This is a genomic window from Xanthomonas sp. NCPPB 2250, from assembly GCF_056725265.1.
The window spans coordinates 2,880,376-2,900,938 of record NZ_CM161520.1; the positions used below are offsets into that span (position 1 = coordinate 2,880,376).

The 20,563-nt window shown below is 69.8% G+C and carries 20 protein-coding genes; all 20 read left to right on the forward strand.

Annotation, left to right across the window (positions count from 1 at the left end; genetic code table 11):
- The first annotated feature begins 2 nt into the window (after nt 1-2).
- The 20 genes from fliJ (at nt 3) to AC1PMG_RS11380 (ending at nt 20,560) form a co-directional block, all read left to right on the forward strand.
- Nucleotides 3-464, forward strand: coding sequence for a flagellar export protein FliJ (gene fliJ, locus AC1PMG_RS11285; protein WP_342072692.1), 462 nt, complete (start codon nt 3-5; stop codon nt 462-464).
- Complete coding sequence (locus AC1PMG_RS11290; protein ID WP_481108949.1) at nt 461-1,771, forward strand: flagellar hook-length control protein FliK; 1,311 nt, start codon at nt 461-463, stop codon at nt 1,769-1,771. The genes fliJ and AC1PMG_RS11290 overlap by 4 nt, the downstream gene beginning before the upstream one ends.
- A gap of 250 nt (nt 1,772-2,021) precedes the next feature.
- Entirely contained in the window at nt 2,022-2,540 is a 519-nt protein-coding gene (locus AC1PMG_RS11295; protein WP_017909004.1) for a flagellar basal body-associated FliL family protein, read from the forward strand.
- 13 nt (nt 2,541-2,553) lie between these two features.
- Complete coding sequence (gene fliM, locus AC1PMG_RS11300) at nt 2,554-3,561, forward strand: flagellar motor switch protein FliM (protein ID WP_017911180.1); 1,008 nt, start codon at nt 2,554-2,556, stop codon at nt 3,559-3,561.
- Nucleotides 3,558-3,896 (forward strand): flagellar motor switch protein FliN, encoded by a 339-nt coding sequence (gene fliN / locus AC1PMG_RS11305; protein WP_010343865.1) that lies wholly within the window; start codon nt 3,558-3,560, stop codon nt 3,894-3,896. Before fliM ends, fliN begins: the two co-directional genes overlap by 4 nt.
- Nucleotides 3,893-4,309, forward strand: coding sequence for a flagellar biosynthetic protein FliO (fliO, locus tag AC1PMG_RS11310; RefSeq protein WP_048489845.1), 417 nt, complete (start codon nt 3,893-3,895; stop codon nt 4,307-4,309). Before fliN ends, fliO begins: the two co-directional genes overlap by 4 nt.
- A 2-nt stretch (nt 4,310-4,311) precedes the next feature.
- Nucleotides 4,312-5,142, forward strand: a complete 831-nt coding sequence (fliP, locus tag AC1PMG_RS11315; RefSeq protein ID WP_026144375.1) for a flagellar type III secretion system pore protein FliP — start codon at nt 4,312-4,314, stop codon at nt 5,140-5,142.
- 4 nt (nt 5,143-5,146) lie between these two features.
- Nucleotides 5,147-5,416 carry a flagellar biosynthetic protein FliQ gene (locus AC1PMG_RS11320; protein WP_010343869.1) on the forward strand — a complete coding sequence of 90 codons (270 nt, stop codon included), beginning with the start codon at nt 5,147-5,149 and terminating at the stop codon, nt 5,414-5,416.
- A gap of 41 nt (nt 5,417-5,457) precedes the next feature.
- Nucleotides 5,458-5,964: a hypothetical protein gene (locus AC1PMG_RS11325; protein ID WP_481108950.1), complete on the forward strand. Its 507-nt coding sequence runs from the start codon at nt 5,458-5,460 to the stop codon at nt 5,962-5,964.
- Nucleotides 5,964-6,755, forward strand: coding sequence for a flagellar biosynthetic protein FliR (fliR, locus tag AC1PMG_RS11330; protein ID WP_017909008.1), 792 nt, complete (start codon nt 5,964-5,966; stop codon nt 6,753-6,755). Before AC1PMG_RS11325 ends, fliR begins: the two co-directional genes overlap by 1 nt.
- 236 nt (nt 6,756-6,991) lie before the next feature.
- Entirely contained in the window at nt 6,992-9,880 is a 2,889-nt protein-coding gene (locus AC1PMG_RS11335) for a diguanylate cyclase (protein WP_481108951.1), read from the forward strand.
- Nucleotides 9,881-9,984: 104 nt separating this feature from the next.
- Nucleotides 9,985-11,115 carry a flagellar biosynthesis protein FlhB gene (gene flhB, locus AC1PMG_RS11340; protein ID WP_267094063.1) on the forward strand — a complete coding sequence of 377 codons (1,131 nt, stop codon included), beginning with the start codon at nt 9,985-9,987 and terminating at the stop codon, nt 11,113-11,115.
- A gap of 17 nt (nt 11,116-11,132) precedes the next feature.
- The gene (gene flhA / locus AC1PMG_RS11345; protein WP_026143395.1) at nt 11,133-13,193 is read left to right on the forward strand and encodes a flagellar biosynthesis protein FlhA; all 2,061 of its coding nucleotides are present in this window, start codon (nt 11,133-11,135) and stop codon (nt 13,191-13,193) included.
- A 176-nt stretch (nt 13,194-13,369) separates the two neighbouring features.
- A complete protein-coding gene (flhF, locus tag AC1PMG_RS11350) occupies nt 13,370-14,998 on the forward strand; it encodes a flagellar biosynthesis GTPase FlhF (RefSeq protein ID WP_481108952.1) in 1,629 nt (542 codons plus the stop codon).
- Nucleotides 14,985-15,869 (forward strand): MinD/ParA family ATP-binding protein, encoded by an 885-nt coding sequence (locus AC1PMG_RS11355; protein ID WP_010341540.1) that lies wholly within the window; start codon nt 14,985-14,987, stop codon nt 15,867-15,869. The genes flhF and AC1PMG_RS11355 overlap by 14 nt, the downstream gene beginning before the upstream one ends.
- Nucleotides 15,866-16,615: an RNA polymerase sigma factor FliA gene (locus AC1PMG_RS11360; protein ID WP_017908923.1), complete on the forward strand. Its 750-nt coding sequence runs from the start codon at nt 15,866-15,868 to the stop codon at nt 16,613-16,615. The genes AC1PMG_RS11355 and AC1PMG_RS11360 overlap by 4 nt, the downstream gene beginning before the upstream one ends.
- Before the next feature lie 19 nt (nt 16,616-16,634).
- A complete protein-coding gene (gene cheY / locus AC1PMG_RS11365; protein ID WP_010341542.1) occupies nt 16,635-17,027 on the forward strand; it encodes a chemotaxis response regulator CheY in 393 nt (130 codons plus the stop codon).
- Nucleotides 17,028-17,636, forward strand: a complete 609-nt coding sequence (locus tag AC1PMG_RS11370; RefSeq protein ID WP_394686560.1) for a protein phosphatase CheZ — start codon at nt 17,028-17,030, stop codon at nt 17,634-17,636.
- Between the two features lie 4 nt (nt 17,637-17,640).
- Complete coding sequence (locus AC1PMG_RS11375) at nt 17,641-19,392, forward strand: chemotaxis protein CheA (protein WP_481108953.1); 1,752 nt, start codon at nt 17,641-17,643, stop codon at nt 19,390-19,392.
- 427 nt (nt 19,393-19,819) lie between these two features.
- Nucleotides 19,820-20,560, forward strand: a complete 741-nt coding sequence (locus tag AC1PMG_RS11380) for a flagellar motor protein (RefSeq protein ID WP_010341770.1) — start codon at nt 19,820-19,822, stop codon at nt 20,558-20,560.
- Nucleotides 20,561-20,563 lie beyond the last annotated feature (3 nt).

A 20,563-nucleotide genomic window follows, 5' to 3' on the forward strand; every position in this document is an offset into this window, starting at 1 on the left:
CCATGATGCAATCGCAACGTCTCGATCCCCTGCTCCGCCGCGCCCAGCAGCACGAAGACGAGGTCGCCCGCGATCTCGCCGAGCGCCAGCGCACCCTGGCCACCCACGAGTCGCGGCTGGAGGAATTGCGCCGCTACGCCGAGGAGTACGCCAACAGCCAGATGGCGGCGACCAGCCTGGCGCAGCTGGCCAACCGCCGCGCCTTCCTGGACCGGCTGGAGAGCGCGGTGCAGCAGCAGTGCCAGACCGTGGACCGCAACCGCGAGAAGGTGGAGATGGAGCGCAGCCGGCTGCTGCTGGCCAGCCGCGACAAGCAGGTGCTGGAACAGCTCGCGGCCAGCTACCGCGCGCAGGAACGCAAGGTCGACGACCGCCGCAGCCAGCGCGAGATGGACGACCTGGGCGCGCGCCGCGCGCGCCTGGCGGCCACCGCCGACGAACACGATGACGGAGACGGACGATGAACAACGCGCTTTCCGCGCTGGGCGGCAGCGGCCGCGCCAGCCAGATCGGCGGCGGCAACGACACGCAGGGCGCTGACCGCGCCGGCGGCAAGGACTTCGCCAAGCTGCTCGGCGGCGGCGGCTCGGCGCGTACCACCGCGCCCAAGCCCGCCGCCCGCGAGACGCCCAAGCCGGCGCAGAACGCCGGCAAGGACCAGGCGGACAAGCGTCCGGCCGCCGCGGACGACACCGCCAGCGACCCCGCGCGCACCGCGCAGGCCGGCGACAAGGTCGCCCAGGACGCCGAGAAGAGCAGCACCGAGACCAAGGCCTCGGGCAGCGACAAGGGCAAGGCCAAGACCGAGGACAAGCACGAGGACGCCAAGCCCGACGACAGCGCCTGGCCGCCGGCCGGGCTGGCCGGCATCGGCCTGGGCCTGCTGCCGGCGATCGGCGCGGCGGTGCTGCCGGCGGCCACCGCGACCCCGCTGGGCGCGGCGGCCGGGCTGGCGGTCGGCGTCGCCGGCGCCGTGGCCAACGGCGTGGGCGCCCTGCTCGGCGGCGACGCCGCGGCCCAGACCGCGGCCGGCGCCACCGATCCGACTGCCGCCACCGTCGGCACTGCCGCGACGGCCGGCAGCGCGCCCGCCTCTGCGGCCGGCGGCTTCGGCGCGATGCTGTTGGGGCAGGCCGGGTCGGCCGACAAGGCCGGCGGCGCCGACACCGCGGCGCCGTTGGCGGCGCTGGCCGCCATCGCCGCCGCGGCCGGCGGCAAGAGTGGCGAGAGCGGCGACGCCGCGCCCGCCGCCGATCCCAGCGCGATCGTGCCGACCGCGGCGGCGGCCCCGCTGCATGCCACGGCGCGGCTGGCCGATCCGCAGCCGTTCACCGGCTCGCCCACGCCGACCCCGAACCTGCACGGCAACCAGTTCGACGAGGAACTGGGCGCGCGCATCAGCTGGCTGGCCGACCAGAAGATCGGCCATGCCCACATCAAGCTCAATCCGGCGGAGCTCGGCCCGGTCGAAGTGCGCCTGCACATGACCGGCGACCAGGTCAACGCCAGCTTCAGCAGCAACCAGGCCGACGTGCGCCAGGCCCTCGAGAACAGCCTGCCGCGCCTGCGCGACATGCTCGGCCAGCACGGCTTCCAGCTCGGCCAGGCCGACGTCGGCCAGCAGCAGCCGCAGCAACAGCAGGCCAATGCGCAGGGCACGCCGCAGGGCGGCGGCCGCAGCGGCGGCGAGCTCGCCGACGACCTGTCCGGCAGCGTCGGGATTCCGGCAGTGGTGTTGCGCCAGCGCGGTCTGCTCGACGCCTACGCCTGACGATCCGGGGGCGCGCCGCCGCCCCTTCACGGCGATCGAGGGAGTGGGACGGGTCTCGGCCTCGACGTTCGTCGGAAGAATCCGTCGGGGTTGAGGCCCCGCGGCTGGGTCCGATCCCCTCTCCCACAACGGTCTCGGCCCGCGCCGGCATGGCGCGCGGCGGCGCCGTCAAACACCCGGCGCGCCAGGCGCCCGGTTTCGGCACGGCGATTGCATCCTCAGGGGCAGACCCCCTTCAGGAGCCCGCTCAGTGTCAGCCGCCGACAAATCCAAGAAAGACGCCAAGGACGCCCCGGAAGGCGGCAAGTCGAAGAAGAAGCTGCTGATCATCGTCGTCGCGGCGGTGCTGGTGCTCGGCGGCGGCGGTGCCGGCGCGTTCTTCTTCCTGAAAAAGCCCGAAGGCGGCCACGCCAAGGCCGAGGAAAAGACCGCCGAGATCCCCAAGCCGGCGCAGTACTTCGCGATGGACCCGGCGTTCGTGGTCAATCTCAACGGCGGCGCGGAAGACGGCCCGCATTACCTGCAGCTGGAAGTGCAGCTGATGACCCGCGACCCGGAAGAACTGAAGCTGATCACCGAGAACGCCCCGGCGATCCGTGCGCACCTGCTGATGCTGTTCTCGCAGGTGCAGGCGCAGGACATCGCCAACATCGATGGGCGCAAGAAGCTGCAGGCCGCGGCGCTGGCCGACGCGCAGAAGCTGATGACCGCCGAGACCGGCAAGAAGTGCGTGGAAGAACTCCTGTTCACCAGCTTCGTCACCCAGTAAAGGCGCTGCCGCGATGACCGACCTGCTCTCCCAAGACGAGATCGATGCCCTGCTGCACGGCGTCGACGCGGGCGTGGTGGACACCGAGCCGGCGCCGGCCGAGCCGGGCGAGGCGCGCAACTACGACTTCTCCAGCCAGGACCGGATCATCCGTGGGCGCATGCCGACCCTGGAGATGGTCAACGAGCGCTTCGCGCGCCTGTGGCGGATCGGCCTGTTCAACCTGATCCGGCGCTCGGCCGACCTGTCGGTGCGCGGCATCGACCTGATCAAGTTCAACGACTACATGCACTCGCTGTACGTGCCGAGCAACCTGAACCTGATCAAGTTCAAGCCGCTGCGCGGCACCGGCCTGATCGTGTTCGAGCCGACCCTGGTGTTCACCGTGGTCGACAACTTCTTCGGCGGCGACGGCCGCTACCCCACCCGCATCGAAGGCCGCGAGTTCACCCCGACCGAGATGCGGGTGATCCAGCTGATGCTCAAGCAGACCTTCGCCGACCTGGCCGAAGCCTGGGCGCCGGTGATGGAGGTGGAGTTCGAGTACCTCAATTCCGAGGTCAACCCGCACTTCGCCAACATCGTCACCCCGCGCGAGTACGTGGTGGTCAGCCGCTTCCACGTGGAGCTGGAAGGCGGCGGCGGCGAGATCCACGTGACCCTGCCGTACTCGATGCTGGAGCCGATCCGCGAACTGCTCGACGCCGGCATCCAGAGCGACCGCGTGGACCGCGACGAGAGCTGGAACATCATGCTGCGCGAGCAGCTGTTCGGCTCGGAGGTCACCATTTCCAGCGTGCTGGCGCAGAAGCAGATGAGCCTGCGCGAGCTGACCCGGCTGAAGATCGGCGACGTGCTGCCGATCGACCTGCCCAAGCAGGTGCCGCTGTGCGTGGAGAACATTCCGGTGTTCACCGGCGAGTTCGGCATCTCGCACGGCCAGAACGCGGTGAAGATCACCGCCACCCATCCCCCCGGCGCGCTGCGCCGCCGCCCCGCTCCCCAGGAAGACCTGCCATGACCCAGACCGATCCCACCCAGCCGGCGCCGGCCCAGTTCGACAGCCTGCAGCCGGACGCCATGGCCGAATCCAACGACCTGAACCTGGACGTGATCCTGGACGTGCCGGTGACGCTGTCGCTGGAAGTCGGCCGCAGCCGCATTCCGATCCGCAACCTGCTGCAGCTCAACCAGGGCTCGGTGGTGGAACTGGAGCGCGGCGCCGGCGAACCGCTGGACGTCTACGTCAACGGCACCCTGATCGCGCACGGCGAGGTGGTGACCATCAACGACCGCTTCGGCGTGCGCCTGACCGACGTGGTCAGCCCCAGCGAGCGCATCCGGAGACTGCGGTGAGCCTGCTGCTCGCCGTCGCCACGCAGACCGCCAAGCACGGCTCGGGCGTCGGCAACGCGGCGCCGTCGGCGCCCAGCCTGCTCGGCGCGGTATTCGCGCTGCTGCTGGTGCTGGGCCTGATCCTGGCCATGGCCTGGGTGCTCAAGCGCCTGCCCGGCAGCGGCTTCCGCCCGGCGCAAGGCCTGCGCGTGGTCGCCAGCCTGGCGGTCGGCGCCAAGGAGCGGGTGGTGGTGGTCGAGGTCAACGGCGAACAGCTGCTGCTCGGCGTCTCGCCCGGCGGGGTACGCACCTTGCATCAGCTGCCCGAGCCGCTGCCGCAGGCGCCCGCGCCGACCCTGCCCTCGATCAAGCAGTTCAAGCAGCTTCCCGATTTCGCCCAGCTTCTGGCGCAGAAGCTGCGCAAGGACAAATGACCATGCCGTTTTTCTGGAACCGCAACGCCCGCCGGCTGCGCCTGCTGCTGATCCTGCTGACGCTGAGCCTGCTGCCCGCCTTTGCCTGGGCGCAGGCCGCGCAGGCGCCCGCCGCCACGCCGACCGCGCAGAATCCGCAGAACGCCGCGCCCACCCTGCCCTCGCTGCCGGAGGTCAACGTCGGCAAGATCGGCGCGCAGCCGGTGAGCCTGCCGCTGCAGACGCTGCTGCTGATGACGGCCATCACCCTGCTGCCGTCGCTGCTGCTGGTGCTGACCGCCTTCACCCGCATCACCATCGTGCTCGGCCTGCTGCGGCAGGCGCTGGGCACCGGGCAGACGCCGTCCAACCAGGTGCTGATGGGCCTGGCGCTGTTCCTGACCGCGCTGGTGATGATGCCGGTCTGGGAAAAGGCCTGGGGCCAGGGCATGAGCCCGTATCTCAACGGCCAGATCGATTTCCAGACGGCGTGGACGCTGACCACGCAGCCGCTGCGCGCGTTCATGCTGGCGCAGGTGCGCGAGACCGACCTGATGACCTTCGCCGGCATGGCCGGCAACGGCACCTACAGCGGCCCGGATGCGGTGCCGTTCCAGGTGCTGGTGGCCTCGTTCGTCACCAGCGAGCTGAAGACGGCGTTCGAGATCGGCTTTCTGATCTTCATCCCGTTCGTGATCATCGATCTGGTGGTGGCCAGTGTGCTGATGTCGATGGGCATGATGATGATGTCGCCGATGCTGATCTCGGCGCCGTTCAAGATTCTGCTGTTCGTGCTGGTCGATGGCTGGGTGCTGACGGTCGGCACGCTGGCCGCCAGTTTCAACGGGGTCTGAGGCCATGAGTCCGGAACTGGCGCTGACGGAGTTGCGTGGCGGGTTGATCACGGTGTTGTGGGTGGCGGGGCCGTTGTTGTTGGCGATGTTGGCGGTGGGTGTGGTGATCGGTGTGTTCCAGGCGGCGACGCAGCTCAATGAGCCGACCATTGCGTTCATCGCGAAGGTGGTGGCGTTGACGGCGATGTTGTTTGCGACGGGGAGTATGTTGCTGGCGCATCTGGTGGAGTACACGACGATGCTGTTTCAGCGTATTCCGCATTTGATTGGGTAGCGGGGATGGCTGCGTCTGCCGCTGCGCTTTCCAGCGTTTTGATGTCCTTCGTTGTTGGACAGGATCAGCAACAGCTTTCGCATTACGGCGAGCCGTTTGAAAAGCAAAAGCTTTCGCCTGGCGGCGAGTCACTTTTCTTTGCTTGTGCAAAGAAAAGTGACCAAAAGAAAGCACACCCCGCCGCAGCGCCCGCTGCGCGGGTCCGCTCCGCTGACGGGATTTTCGGACGGGGCATCCTGCCCCGGCCGAAAACGGCGCACATCCCTGTGCGCCGCCCCCCTGCGGGGGGTTTTGCCCGCCAGCTCCGCCGCTGCGGAGGGGCCCCGGTGGATCAAGAGCAAAACAACAGCAACAGCAACAACGACGGCAACCGCAACCGCAAAAGCGGCAGCTGCGGCTATCGCGGCTTTGGTTTTGGCGTCGATACCGGTCGTGCGGTGTCCATGGTTAGTCGGGCGCTGGCCGGACTGCCGTTGGTAACCGAGTGTTGGCTTCGAGCTGGCGCCGCGGGGCGTTCTTTTGTTGCGGTTGCTGGGATCTCGAGCTGATGGATGCCGCCACGCAAATGGTCGTCGATGGGTCGCGGGCGTTCGCGATGATCGGAGCGGTGCTGTGGACGATGCTGCGGATCGGGGCGATGTTGACGGTGATGCCGATGGTGGGGAGCAAGGCGGTGCCGGGGCGGGTGCGGGTGATCCTGGCCGGGACGCTGGCGATTGCGCTGGCGCCGATCCTGCCGCCGGTGCCGGACTGGGATGGGTTCAATGCCGCCGTGGTGCTCAGCGTGGCGCGGGAGCTGGCGGTGGGGGCCAGCATGGGCTTCATGCTGCGGATGATCTTCGAGGCCGGGGCGATGGCCGGGGAACTGGTCTCGCAGAGCACCGGTCTGGGCTTCGCGCAGATGGCCGATCCGCTGCGCGGGGTCAACTCGCCGGTGATCGGCCAGTGGTTCTACCTGGCCTTCGGCATGATGTTCTTCACCGCCAACGGGCATCTGGCGGTGGTGTCGCTGCTGGTGGACAGCTACAAGGCGCTGCCGATCGGCACCGCGCTGCCCGATGCGCAGGCCATGGCCTCGGTGGCACCGAACTTCTTCATGAGCATCATGCGCGGGGCGGTGACCCTGGCGCTGCCGGTGATGGTGGCGATGATGGCGGTGAACCTGGCCTTCGGCGCGCTGGCCAAGGCGGCGCCGTCGCTGAACCCGATCCAGCTCGGCCTGCCGGTGGCGGTCGTGCTGGGCCTGGCGCTGCTGGCGGTGCTGGTCGGCGAGATGGGGGCGCCGGTGCAGCGGCTGTTCGATGCGGCCTTCAACGCCGCGCGCGCGCTGACCGCCTAGCCGGCGCTCAAGCTGCACCGCGACGCGGCCGATACCGACAGCAGGCTACCGTTGGCGCGCCAGGATGGGCGGCGGCAGCGCCGCCCGTCCCGTATACCGCAGGATCGCCGCGGTCCGTCCTTCCTTCCATCGCTCGCCGCACGCCATGCCTCATCGCCCGCCAGCGCCCGCTCGTGCCTGCCATCGCCGTGTCCCACGGCGGTGCGGCGGCGGCTGAGCGGCGCATGCGCACGGTCATGGGTCGATGCCTGTGGGGGCCGCTGTGGCTGCTGCTGTCGGCACTGACCTGCAGCGGGGCAACACACGCCCAGGTGATCCCGTTGCGGCACTACGCGCAGGACCAGGGCCTGCTCGGCCTGGCCGGCACCTGTCTGCTGCAGCGTCGCGACGGCAGCCTGCTGGTCTGCAGCGAAAGCGGCCTGTATGCCTTCGACGGCGACCAGTTCCAGCAAGTGAAGCTGCAGGGCCACGGCGGCCATTACATCTCCGATGCCGCCGAGGACGCCCAGCGGCGACTGTGGGTGGCCACGTTCGATGCGATCTACGTGGACGACGGCTCGCCAGCGGGCTGGATGCCGCTGGAGCACGGCAGCCTGCCCTCGCATCGCCCGCTCAACCGCCCGCGCCTGGCCGCGCCGGCCTGGGGCACGGTGGTGCTGGACGACCGCCGCCTGCTGCGCGCGGTGCGCAAGGCCGATGCGAAGGGATGGGAGCTGCAGCCCCTGTTCGATGCGGCGACGCTGGCGCGGCAACCGGAACTGGCCGACATCCACGACCTGTTCGTCGTCGACGACACACTGTGGCTGGGCTGCGCCAAGGCCTTGTGCCGGATCGATGCCGACGGTCGCGCCACCCGCTACGACCAGGCCCAGGGCCTGCCCCCCGAATTCTGGCGCAATGCGGTCCGCGACCGCGACGGGAACCTGTGGGCCGTCGGCAGCCGCAAGGTGATGCGGCTGCAGGCCGGCGCGACGCGCTTCCAAGAGATGACACCCCCCGGGCTGGACGGACCGACCCTGGTGACCTGGCGCACGCCGATCCTGCTGGACCCGCAGCACCGCGTGCTGGTGCGTACCAACCAGGGCCTGGCGCGCTGGGAACAAGGGCGCTGGCGCAGTTTCGACCGTCGCAACGGCCTGCCCGAGGGCAGCATCGTCGCCATGCACTTCGACCAGGCCGGCGACCTGTGGCTGAGCATGGATGGCGAAGGCGTGCTGCGCTGGAACGGCTACGGCTGGATCGAGAACTGGGATGTGTCGCAGGGCATCAGTCGCGCGCCGACCTGGAGCATCCAGCGCAGCCAGCGCGGCGACCTGCTGGTCGGTAACGAGGGCGGCGTCGACCGCCTGCGCGAGGATGGCCGCTTCCAGCGCTGGCCCAGCGACAACGGCACGCAGATGATCGGCCTGCAACGCGCTGCGGACGGCACGCTGTGGAGCATCGGCTCGGTCGGCGTGCTGCGCCGCTACGACGCGCAGGGCCGGCTGCTGCGCGCCTACCCGCCGCTGGACGGCATCGCCAAACAGCTGTTCGTGGATGCGAGCGGCCGGGTGTGGATCCTCAGCAACCGCGGGGTGTATCTGCTGGCGGCGGCCGACGCCGACGCGGTGCCGCAGAAAGTGCAGGCGCTGCCCGGTGGCGAGTATTCGGACATCCAGCAGCGTGGCGACGGCAGCGTGCTGGCGGTGGGCATGACCGGCGTGTTCCGACTGCGTGGCGAGACCTGGACGCCGATCCGGCTGGTCGTGGACGGTGCGCCGGCGCAACCCGTGCTCAGCAAGCTGCTGGTCCTGGACGATGGGCAGGCCTGGGCCAGCCTGTATGGCCCCGGGGCCTGGCAAGGGCGGCTCGACGGCGACACCCTGTACCTGCAGCCGGCCGATGCGCAGTTGAGCGGCCTGCAGCTGTACAGCCTGCGCCGCACCCGCAACGGATGGATCTGGATCAGCCACAACCAGGGCGTGGACGTCTACGACGGACGCGCCTGGTCGCGGCTGACGCAGGCGCAGGGGCTGCTCTGGAACGACATGTCCGAATCGGCCTTCCTGGAAGACCACGACGGCTCGGTATGGCTGGGCAGCAGCCGTGGCGTCACCCATCTGCTGGATCCGGCGCGGCTGTTCCCGGCGCAGGCGCCAAGGCTGGCGCTCAAGGAGTTCAGCCGTGGCGGCGCCGCCATCGCCGCGGGCGCGCGCCTGCGCTGGAGCGAGGATCCGCTGCATATCGCGGTCGGCTCGCCGGACCTGTACGACGAGCGCAACCGCATCAGCTTCCGCTATCGCTTCGAGGGCGCACACACCCGCTGGCTGCACACGCCCAACTTCGAGTTCGAGCAACCGCCGCTGGCGCCGGGCCACTACGTGCTGGAGGTGCAGTTGCTGGACGCCTACCGGCGCAGCGCATCGGCACCGCTGCGGGTGGCGTTCTCGGTGGCGCCGGTGTGGTGGCGCAGCCAGCCGATGATCGCGCTGTACCTGGTGCTCGGCGGCGGGGTGGCGGTGGCGCTGCTGCACTGGCGCGAACGCCGCCTGCACCAGCGCCAGCGCGAACTGGCCGAGCTGGTGGCGCGGCGCACCGAGGAGCTGGAACACGACAAACGCGAACTGGAGATCGCCCGCGCCGCACTGGCGGTGAAGGCCTCGCACGACGCCCTCACCGGCCTGCTCAACCGCGCCGGCATCCTCGAGGCGCTGGCGGCGCAGATGCGCCGCAGCGAAGCCGAGCAGACCCCGCTGGCAGTGGCGATGATCGACCTCGACCACTTCAAGCGGATCAACGACGAACACGGCCACCTGGTGGGCGACGCGGTGCTGATCGAGGTGGCGCGGCGCCTGGGCGCCAACCTGCGCGACGCCGACCTGGTCGGCCGCTACGGCGGCGAGGAACTGCTGGCCGTGCTGCCGGGCTTGCCGCCGAGCTGCGGCGAGCGGCTGCAGGCCCTGCGTGCCACCATCGCCGGGCAGCCGCTGCGCATCGGCGAGCGGCAGTTGGCGATCACCGCCTCGATCGGCGTGGCCTGGTATCGACCCGGCGAACCCCTGCAGCACCTGCTGGCGCGCGCCGACGCGGCGCTGTACCAGGCCAAGCGGCTGGGCCGCGACCGGGTCGAGCTGCAGCCCGCCTAGCCGCCGCCGCGGCCGAGAGGCACGGCGACAGCGCCCGGAACCAGGCCAGGGACCGGCACGGTCCTTGCAGTGCGCAGGGTCGATCCTGGCCGAGCGCACCCCCGATGTCCGAGAGCGAAGAAGGCGCAGAGCGCACAGAACAGCCAACAGACAAACGTCTGCGCGAAGCCCGCGAACAGGGCAACATCCCGCATTCGCGCGAATTGGCGACCGCGGCGGTGTTCAGCGCCGGCGTCTTCGCCCTGATGGGGCTGTCCACCTCCATGGCCGCCGGTGCCGTGGCCTGGCTGAAACAGGCGCTGCGCCCTGACCTGTCGCTGCGCGAGCATCCGCAGGCCATGTTCGGCCATTTCGGCGACTTGCTGCTGAACCTGCTCTGGGTGGTGCTGCCGCTGGTCGGCATCTGCCTGGCGGCCAGTTTCGCCGCGCCGGTGCTGATGGGCACCCTGCGCTTCTCCGGCCAGGCACTGATCCCCAAGTTCGACCGGCTCAACCCGATGAACGGGCTGAGCCGCATGTACGGCGCCGAGACCATCGTCGAACTGCTCAAGTCGATCCTGCGCATGGGCTTCGTCGGCGGCGCGGCGATGCTGTGCCTGTGGGGAAGTACCGACTTCCTGCGCGGCCTGCTGCTGCAGCCGCTGGAGCAGGCCATCGGCCACGGCCTGGGCTTCACGCTGAAGCTGCTGCTGTACACCGCCGGCGCGCTGGCGCTGCTGGCGGCAATCGACGCGCCCTATCAAAAGTGGAATTACATCCGCAAATTGAAGATGACCCGCGAGGAAGTGCGCCGGGAAATGAAGGAAAGCGACGGCAGCCCCGAGGTGAAGGGCCGCATCCGCCAGATGCAGATGCAGATGTCGCAGCGGCGGATGATGGAAGCCGTGCCCAAGGCCGACGTGGTGGTGGTCAACCCCACCCACTATGCGGTGGCGCTGAAGTACGAGAGCGGGCGCATGCGCGCCCCCACCGTGGTGGCCAAGGGCGTGGACGAGATCGCCTTCCGCATCCGCGAGGTCGGCGAGCAGCACCGCGTGGCGGTGATCTCGGCGCCGCCTTTGGCACGCGCCTTGTATAGGGAAGGCCAACTCGGCAAGGAAATTCCCGTGAGACTGTATTCCGCGGTGGCGCAGGTCCTCTCGTACGTCTACACGCTGCGCGCCTGGCGCAGCGGGCCGATGCCGCCTTTGCCGCCGCTGGAAGTGGATGAATTCGCCCCGGGGAGCCAGCCATGAGTCAGCCTGCCGCGCAGATGAACACGCGCAAAGTCATGGACATGATCAAGCACGGGCTCGGCGCCCCGGTGATCGTGTTGCTGATGCTGGCGATGGTGGTGGTGCCGCTGGCCGCGCCGGTGCTGGACGCCCTGTTCACCTTCAACATCGCCATCTCGCTGATGGTGCTGCTGGCGGTGGTGTACGTGAAGCGGCCGCTGGAGTTCAGCATCTTCCCGATCGTGCTGCTGATGACCACGATGCTGCGCCTGGCGCTGAACGTGGCCTCCACCCGCGTGATCCTGATCAACGGCCAGGGCGGCCACGGTGCCGCCGGCAAGGTGATCGAGGCCTTCGGCGAATTCGTGATCGGCGGCAACTATGCGGTCGGCATCGTGGTGTTCGCGATCCTGACCATCATCAACTTCGTGGTCATCACCAAGGGCGCCGGGCGCGTGTCGGAAGTGACCGCGCGCTTCATCCTCGACGCCATGCCCGGCAAGCAGATGGCGATCGACGCCGACCTCAACGCCGGCCTGCTGACCCGCGAGGAAGCCAAGGCCCGCCGCGAGGAAGTGCGCGAGGAAGCGGACTTCTACGGCTCGATGGACGGTGCCAGCAAGTTCATCCGCGGCGACGCCATCGCCGGCATCCTGATCCTGTTCATCAACCTGATCGGCGGCATGGCGGTCGGCGTGCTGCAGCACGGCATGCCGGTGGCGCAGGCCGCCTCCACCTACACCCTGCTGTCGATCGGCGACGGCCTGGTCGCGCAGCTGCCGGCGCTGCTGGTGTCCTCGGCGGTGGCGATGCTGGTCACCCGCGCCTCGCGCTCGCAGGACATGGGCGCCTCGATGATGGGCCAGGTGTTCGGCCAGCATAAGGCGCTGGCGGTGGCCGCGGCGATCCTGGGCCTGGTCGGCCTGATCCCGGGCATGCCCAACGTCGCTTTCTTGACGCTGGCGCTGATCCTGGGCCTGCTGGCCTGGAAGATGTGGAAGCGCAGCCTGCTGCCCCCGCCGGCCGCGGCCGAGGCGGCACCGCAGGCCGCGGCCGCCGCCCAGGCCAATGCCGAACTGGGCTGGGACGAACTGCGCCCGATCGACCCGCTGGGCCTGGAGGTCGGCTACCGGCTGATCCCGCTGGTGGACAAGACCCAGGGTGGCGAGCTAATGGCGCGGATCAAGGGCGTGCGCCGCAAGCTGACCCAGGACATCGGCTTCCTGGTGCCGCCGGTGCACATCCGCGACAACCTGGAACTGCCGGCCAACGCCTACCGCCTGCTGGTGCACGGCGTGCCGGTGGCCACCGCCGACATCCACCCGGACCGCGAGCTGGCGCTGGACCCCGGCGGCGCGCTCGGCAAGATCGACGGCATTCCCGGCAAGGACCCGGCGTTCGGCCTGGATGCGATCTGGATCCAGCCGCACCTGCGCGCCCAGGCCGAGACCATGGGCTACACCGTGGTCGACCCGGCCACGGTGATCGCCACGCATCTGTCGCACCTGATCCGCGAGCATGCCCCGGAACTGCTCGGCCACGAGGAAGTGCAGCAGCTGCTGGCGACCCTGGCCAAGAGCGCGCCCAAGCTGGTCGAGGACCTCACCCCCAAGGCGCTGCCGCTGTCGGTGGTGGTGCGGGTGCTGCAGAACCTGCTCATCGAGAAGATCCCGGTGCGGCAGCTGCGCAAGATCGTCGAGGCCCTGGTCGAGCACGCCCCGCAGAGTCAGGAACCCGGCGCGCTCACCGCCGCCGTGCGCAACGCCCTGGGCCGGTTCATCGTCCAGGAGATCGCCGGCATGGCCCCGGAACTGCCGGTGTTCACCCTGGCCCCGCAATTGGAACGCGTCTTGCAGGACTCTACCCAGGGCAACGGCGCGGCGCTGGAACCCGGACTGGCCGAACGCTTGCACCAAAGTCTGGCGGACTGCGTGAGCAAGCAGGAGGCGCGCAACGAACCGGCGGTGGTGCTGGTGCCGGCGCAGGTCCGCGCCGCCCTCGCCCGTCTGGTCCGCCACAGCGTCCCCGCGCTGTCGGTCCTGTCCTACAGCGAAGTGCCGGAGGACAAGCGGCTGAAGCTGGTGGGCACGATCAGTTGATGGGCGGGGATTGGTGATTTGGGATTCGGGCGTCGCAACAGCGGGCCCGGCGCGCGGAGAGAGACAGCAATGACACGAACGAACACAACCAGAGCAAGGCGACCGGACAGCAGCCATGCCATGGCAGCCTCCGCGACCAATCCCCACTCCCCATTCCCGAATCCCGGCACGCACCCATGAAGATCAAACGCTTTGTCGCCCCCGACATGCGCACCGCCTTCCGGATGGTGCGCGACGAGCACGGGCCGGATGCGGTGATCCTGTCCAACCGGCGCACCGACGAGGGCATCGAGATCGTCGCCGCCAGCAACTACGACGAGGCCCTGGTGCAGCGGGCGCTGGATGCGGTGCGCCCGGACGAGGCGCCGCGCGCCGCCGCGGCGAGCCAGGCGCCGGCCGCTGCGGCCCCGCGTGCTGCGCGCGGCGACGCCGCCGCCAGCCCGGCGATGGCGATGATGGCCGCGATCAGCGAGCGCCGCGGCGGTGCCGCGCCGGCCGCCCCGGCCGCTTCCCCGGCACGGCCGCTGACCCAGCCGGCGGCGCTGGCCGCCTCGGCCATGCCCGCCACGGCCGCGCCGGCCGCCGCCGCGCGCCCGGCCGCTCCGGCCAAGGCCGCAGCGCCGTCACCGGGCCGCGCCGAGTTCAGCATTCCCGAGGACGTGTTCCGCAACGCCCCGATCAGCGTGCCCATGCCCAGCCCGTTCGCCGCCCCCCCCCCGGCGCCGGCCGCCGAGGCCGTGCCGGCCTGGCGCGACGACGTCCCCGCGGTGGCGCTGACCCCGGTGGCGAGCCCGGCCCCGGCCGCGCCGAGCGTGGCCAAGGCCGATGCGCCGGCCGCTGCCGGAATCCCGGCGGCCGCGGCGCTGGCGGCGGTGCCGACCTTCCCCGCCCCGCAGAACGACGAACAATTGACGCAGCTGCGCGACGAACTGTCGCTGATGCGGCAGATGATCGAGCGCGAGATGAACCGCCTCACCGACGAGCGCCTGCGCGGCTCGCCGGTCCGCGCCCAGGCACTGGAGCTGATGGACGACTACGGCTTCGACAGCGGCATCACCCGCGACGTGGTCATGCAGATCCCCGCCGACCTGGAGCTGCACCGCGGCCGCGGGCTGATGCTGGGCCTGTTGTCCAAGCGCCTGCCGATCGCCGCGCTGGATCCGCTCGAGGAAGGCGGCGTGATCGCCCTGATCGGCCCGACCGGCGCCGGCAAGACCACCACCATCGCCAAGCTGGCCTCGCGCTTCCTGGAGCGCCATGCCGCCCGCGACGTGGCCCTGGTCACCACCGACACCATCCGCGTCGGCGGCCGCGAACAGCTGCATAGCTACGGCCGCCAGCTCGGCATCGCCGTGCACGAAGCCGACAGCGACGCCGCGCTGCAGCAGCTGCTGGAGCGCCTGGCCGACTACAAGCTGGTGCTGATCGACACCGCCGGCATGGGCCAGCGCGACCGCGCCCTGGCCGCCCAGCTGCACTGGCTGCGCGCCTCGCGTGTGGTCCGGTCCTTGCTGGTACTCCCCGCCAACGCCCATTTCTCCGACCTGGACGAGGTGGTGCGCCGGTTCGCCGGCGCCGACCCACAGGGGGTCATCATGACCAAGTTGGACGAGACCGGGCGGTTCGGCAGTGCCTTGTCGGTGGTCGTGGACCACCGCCTCCCCATCACCTGGGTGACCGATGGACAGCGCGTGCCGGACGACCTGCACCGCGCCAACGCCGCCAGCCTGGTATTGCGCCTTGAAGATTTGCGGCGCGCTGCCGATAAGCCCTGTACTCCGGAGCAGACCCATGCCGTCGCGTGACTACGTCAATCTGACCAATGCCTTCCCCCTGTCGGCGACGCGCAGCGAGCCGCTGGGTCCGGTGCGCACGATCGCCGTGACCGGCGGCAAGGGCGGCGTGGGCAAGACCAACATCTCGGTCAACCTGTCCATGGCGCTGGCCGACATGGGCAAGCGCACCCTGCTGCTAGACGCCGACCTGGGCCTGGCCAACGTCGACGTGCTGCTGGGGCTGACCCCCAAGTTCACCGTGGCCGACCTGGTCGCCGGGCGCTGCACCCTGGAAGAGGTGCTGATCGACATGCCCAACGGGCTGATGGTGGTGCCCGCCGCCTCCGGCCGCCGCTACATGGCCGAGCTGCCGCCGGCCCAGCACGTCGGCCTGGTCAACGTGTTCTCCGAGCTGCAGCGCGAGCTGGACGTGATGATCGTCGACACCGCCGCCGGCATCACCGACAGCGTGCTGACCTTCTGCCAGGCCGCGCAGGACGCGGTGGTGGTGGTCTGCGACGAGCCGGCCTCGATCACCGACGCCTACGCCCTGATCAAGGTCCTCTCGCGCGAGCGCGGCGTGGACCGGGTGCAGATCGTCGCCAACATGGTCCGCGACCTCAACGAAGGCCGCCTGCTGTACGACAAGCTCAGCCGGGTCTGCGAGAAGTTCCTCGGCGACGTGTCGCTGAACTACCTGGGCTGCGTGCCGCAGGACGACTGGCTGCGCCTGTCGGTGCAGCGCCAGCAGCCGGTGGTCAAGGCCTACCCGTCCAGCCCGTCGGCGCAGGCGATCTCCGAGATCGCCCGGCGCACCGCACGCTGGCAGGCGCCGACCGCCCCGCGCGGCAACGTCGAGTTCTTCGTCGAACGCATCATCCAGCGCGGGGTGGCCGCATGAACGCCGCCGCCCACTACCGCGCCGTCCAGCGCAACAGCGCCAACGACTACATCGCCCAGCACTCGGACCTGGTCCGGCGCATCGCCCACCACCTGGCGGCGCGGCTGCCGGCCAGCGTCGAGATCGACGACCTGATCCAGGCCGGCATGATCGGCCTGATCGAGGCCTCGCGCAGCTACGACGCCGAACAGGGCGCCTCGTTCGAGACCTACGCCTCGATCCGCATCCGTGGCGCGATGATCGACGAGATCCGCCGCGGCGACTGGGTGCCGCGCTCGGTGCACCGCCGCGCCCGCGACGCCGCCTCGGCGATCCGCAAGATCGAACAGAGCACCGGCCGCGCCGCCGCCGCCAACGAAGTGGCCGCGGCGATGGACATGCCGCTTCCCGAATACCTGCGTTTGATGGAAGATGCCGCCCGCGGCCAGGTGCTGAGCCTGGAGTCGCGCATCGAGGACCATGGCGAGCTGGATACCATCGCCAAGGGCGGACCCAATCCGCAGCAGATGCTCGAGCGCAGCGAATTCGGCCGCGAGCTGGGCAAGGCCATCGCGCAGTTGCCCGAACGCGAGCAGTTGGTGCTGTCGCTGTACTACGAGCAGGAATTGAACCTCAAGGAAATCGGCGCGGTGCTCGGGGTCAGCGAGTCGCGCGTGTGTCAGATCCATGGCCAGGCCACGGTACGGTTGCGCGGACGCCTGAAGGCGTTCGAGGTCGCCGATGCCGGTCTGGAAGACGAAGAATAGGAACCCTTAGGAGTCAGTGGTGAACAAGAACATGCGGATTTTGATCGTGGACGATTTCTCGACGATGCGACGCATCGTCAAGAATCTGCTCGGCGATCTGGGCTTCACCAACACCGCCGAGGCCGAAGACGGCAACAGCGCCCTGGCCGCGCTGCGCTCGGCGCCGTTCGAGTTCGTGGTCACCGACTGGAACATGCCGGGCATGACCGGCATCGATCTGCTGCGCAACATCCGCGCCGACGACAAGCTCAAGCACCTGCCGGTGCTGATGGTGACCGCCGAGGCCAAGCGCGAGCAGATCATCGAGGCCGCGCAGTGCGGCGTGAACGGCTACATCATCAAGCCGTTCACCGCGCAGACGCTGCAGGAGAAGCTGGGCAAGATCTTCGAACGCCTGGGAGCGACCGCCTAAATGGAAGCCACCGCCGAACGTACCGCCCTGATCGAACGCCTGCAAGGCGCGCTGGACGCGCTGGAGAACGGCGACGAGGCCGGCTGGCGCAGGGAGATCGACACCCTCGCCGCCTGGCGCACGCGGCCGATGATGCAGGGCCTGAGCCGGCTCGCGCGCGATCTGGGGCAGGCGCTCGGCGAACTGCCGGTGGTGCCCAGCGAGGCCGGCGAGCTGGACGACGCCTGCTCGCGCCTGGACCACGTGGTGGAAATGACCGAACAGGCCAGCCACCGCACCCTGGACCTGGCCGAGGAATGCCGTGCGCTGGCCGACCAGCTCGCCGCCGGCGGCCTCAGCGGCAACCAGGGCGAGATCCTCGACAAGATCCGCCACAACCTCACCGAAATGGCCCTGGCGCAGAGCTTCCAGGACCTGACCGGGCAGATCATCCGCCGCGTCGCCGGCATCGTGCGCCGCGTGCACGAGGGCTTCGGCGCGCTGGGTCTGCCGCCGAAGGAAGAACGCAAGGCCGACGGCAGCCTGGCCGGCCCGGCCCTGCCCGGCCTGGACCGCCACGGCGTGTCGCAGAACGACGCCGACGACCTGCTCTCGGGCCTGGGACTGTAATGTCATGAGCGCCGTACCCGACGACATCGCTGCCGACTTCATCATCGAGGCCCAGGAGATCCTGGACCGGCTCGGCGAGCAGTTGGTGTCGCTGGAGCAGGCGCCCGATGACAGCGGCCAGCTCAACGCCGTGTTCCGCGGCTTCCACACGCTCAAGGGCGGCGCCGGCTTCCTGGCGATCAACGCCATGGTCGAGCTGTGCCATGCGGCGGAGGAAACCCTGGGCATGGCCCGTGCCGGCCAGGCCACCCTGCAGGCGCGGCACTTCGACGCCGCGCAGCAGTCGCTGGACTACCTGCAGTCGATGCTCGACGCCTTCGGCAGCGGCCAGGAGCCGCCGCGCGCGCCGCCGGAGCTGATCGCGCAGTTCGACGCGCATGGCGACGCCGCACCGGCGCCGGCACCCGCGAAGAGCGCCGCGCCGGCGCCCGCCGCCGTCCCGGCCACCGCCGCGGCCGCGGGAGACCTGATCAGCGACGACGAATTCGAAGCGCTGCTGGACCAGTTGCACGGCGATGCGCCGCCGACGGCCACGCCGCAGGCGCTGCAGCCGGCGCCGCGCGCGCCCAGCGCCGCGCCCAAGGCCGCGGCCGCCCCGGCCAAGGCCGCCGAGCCCGAACACACCGTGCGCGTGGACACCAAGCGCCTGGACGCGATCGTCAACCTGATCGGCGAACTGGTGCTCTCGCGCAACCGCCTCAAGACCTTGCGCGTGCGTCTGCGCGACGAGGAGCTGGACCGCGCGGTCAGCAGCCTGGACATCGCCACCGCGCGCCTGCAGTCGGCGGTGATGCGCACGCGCATGCAGCCGGTGGGCAAGGTGTTCTCGCGCTTCCCCAAGGTGGCGCGCGACGTCGCCCGCTCGCTCAACAAGGAAGTGGAGCTGGAACTGATCGGCGCCGACACCGAGCTCGACCGCAACCTGGTCGAGGCGCTGGCCGATCCGCTGGTGCACCTGGTGCGCAACGCGATCGACCACGGCATCGAAGCGCCGGCGCTGCGCGAGGCCACCGGCAAGCCGCGCGGCGGCCACGTGCGCCTGTCGGCGCAGCAGGAAGGCGACTACGTCAGCATCGAGGTGCAGGACGACGGCGCCGGCATCGACCCGGAGCGGCTGCGCGCCAAGGCTCGCGAGAAGGGCCTGATCGACCCCGAGGCCGCGGCCCGCCTGAGCACCGAGGAATGCCTGCACCTGGTGTTCCTGCCCGGCTTCTCGACCAAATCCGAAGTCACCGACATCTCCGGCCGCGGCGTCGGCATGGACGTGGTGCAGTCGCGCATCCGCGAACTCAGCGGACAGATCCAGATCCAGTCGGAACTGGGCCGCGGCAGCCGCTTTCTGATCCGCGTGCCGCTGACCCTGGCGATCCTGCCGACCCTGCTGGTGCAGGCCGGCGATACCGTCTACGCGCTGCCGCTGGCGCGCGTGGTCGAAGTGCTGCACGCCCCGCGCCGCTCGCTGGGCTGGTTCGACGGCCGCGCCGTGCTCGACCGGCAATCGCACACCCTGCCGCTGGTGGACCTGCGCCAGTGGCTCAACATCGACGCCCCGCAACTGCCGCTGCTCACCGTGGTGGTACTGCAAGCCGGCGAATCGCGCATGGGCCTGGTCGTGGACCAGGTCCGCGGCCGCGAGGAAGTGGTGATCAAGCCGCTGCCGCGCTCGCTGCGCGGCCTGCCCGGCTACGCCGGCGCCACCCTCATCGGCGACGGCCGCCTGGCGCTGATCCTGGATGTGGATGGCTTGAAGGCCTGAAGGCCGGGATTGGGGAATGGGGATTGGGGAATCGTAAGAGCGGGTTCCCTGGCGCTTCGTTTTCCCCTGATTCCGCCGTAGGAGCGGCTTCAGCCGCGACGCGGAGAGGCTGGGATTCGGGATTCGGGATTGGGGAATCGCAACAGCGGCCCCCGTGTGCCTCTGTTCCCTCTGGTAGGAGCGGCTTCAGCCGCGACGCCATGAAGCCGGAATCGGTGCTTGGCGATAACGCGCGGCGCGCGGCTCCCTGCCGACACGATCCGAACGATCGTGCATAGGCAACGCGCCAAGGTCAGCGCATCGCGGCTTAAGCCGCTCCTACGACACACCGACCAACCCGCCGCACTCGCGCTCTTGCGAATCCCAAATCCCGAATCCCGAATCCCACCCCCATCAAGTCCCAAGCCCCCTGGCCGATACCTCCTGCATGGACAAGCTCAGTCTCATCGGCCTGCTGTTGGCGATTCTGTCGCTCATCGGCGGCAGCATCCTCAAGGGCGCCGGCATTTCGGCGCTGTGGTCGCCGGCTGCGTTCGTGATCGTGATCGTCGGCACCGTCGCCGCGATCCTGGTGCACACCCCGCCCTCCGTGTTCCGCCGTGCGTTCCAGATCGCCAAGTGGATCCTGTGGCCGCCGCCGAGCGACCGCCAGGCGCTGCTCAAGCAGATCGTGGAATGGAGCAACATCGCGCGCCGCCAGGGCCTGCTCGGGCTGGAGAACCAGGTGCCGCAGCAGCAGGATCCGTTCGTGCGCAAGGGCCTGCAGATGCTGGTGGACGGCGTGGAGCCGGAAGCGATCCGGCACATGCTGGAGATCGACCTGGAAGGCCAGGAGCATTGCGACCTGGCCGCGGCCAAGGTGTTCGAGGGCATGGGCATCTATGCGCCCACCCTGGGCATCATCGGCGCGGTGCTGGGCCTGATCGCGGTGATGAAGAACCTGGCCGACCCGAGCAAGCTCGGCCACGGCATCGCCGCCGCGTTCACCGCCACCATCTACGGCATCGCCTCGGCCAACCTGCTGTTCCTGCCCATGGCCGCCAAGCTCAAGAGCGTGATCAAGCACAGCTGCGGCGAGCGCGAAATGATCATCGAAGGGTTGATCGCCATCGCCCAGGGCGAGAACCCGCGCAACATCGAATCGAAACTGGCCGGATTCTTGCATTGAGTT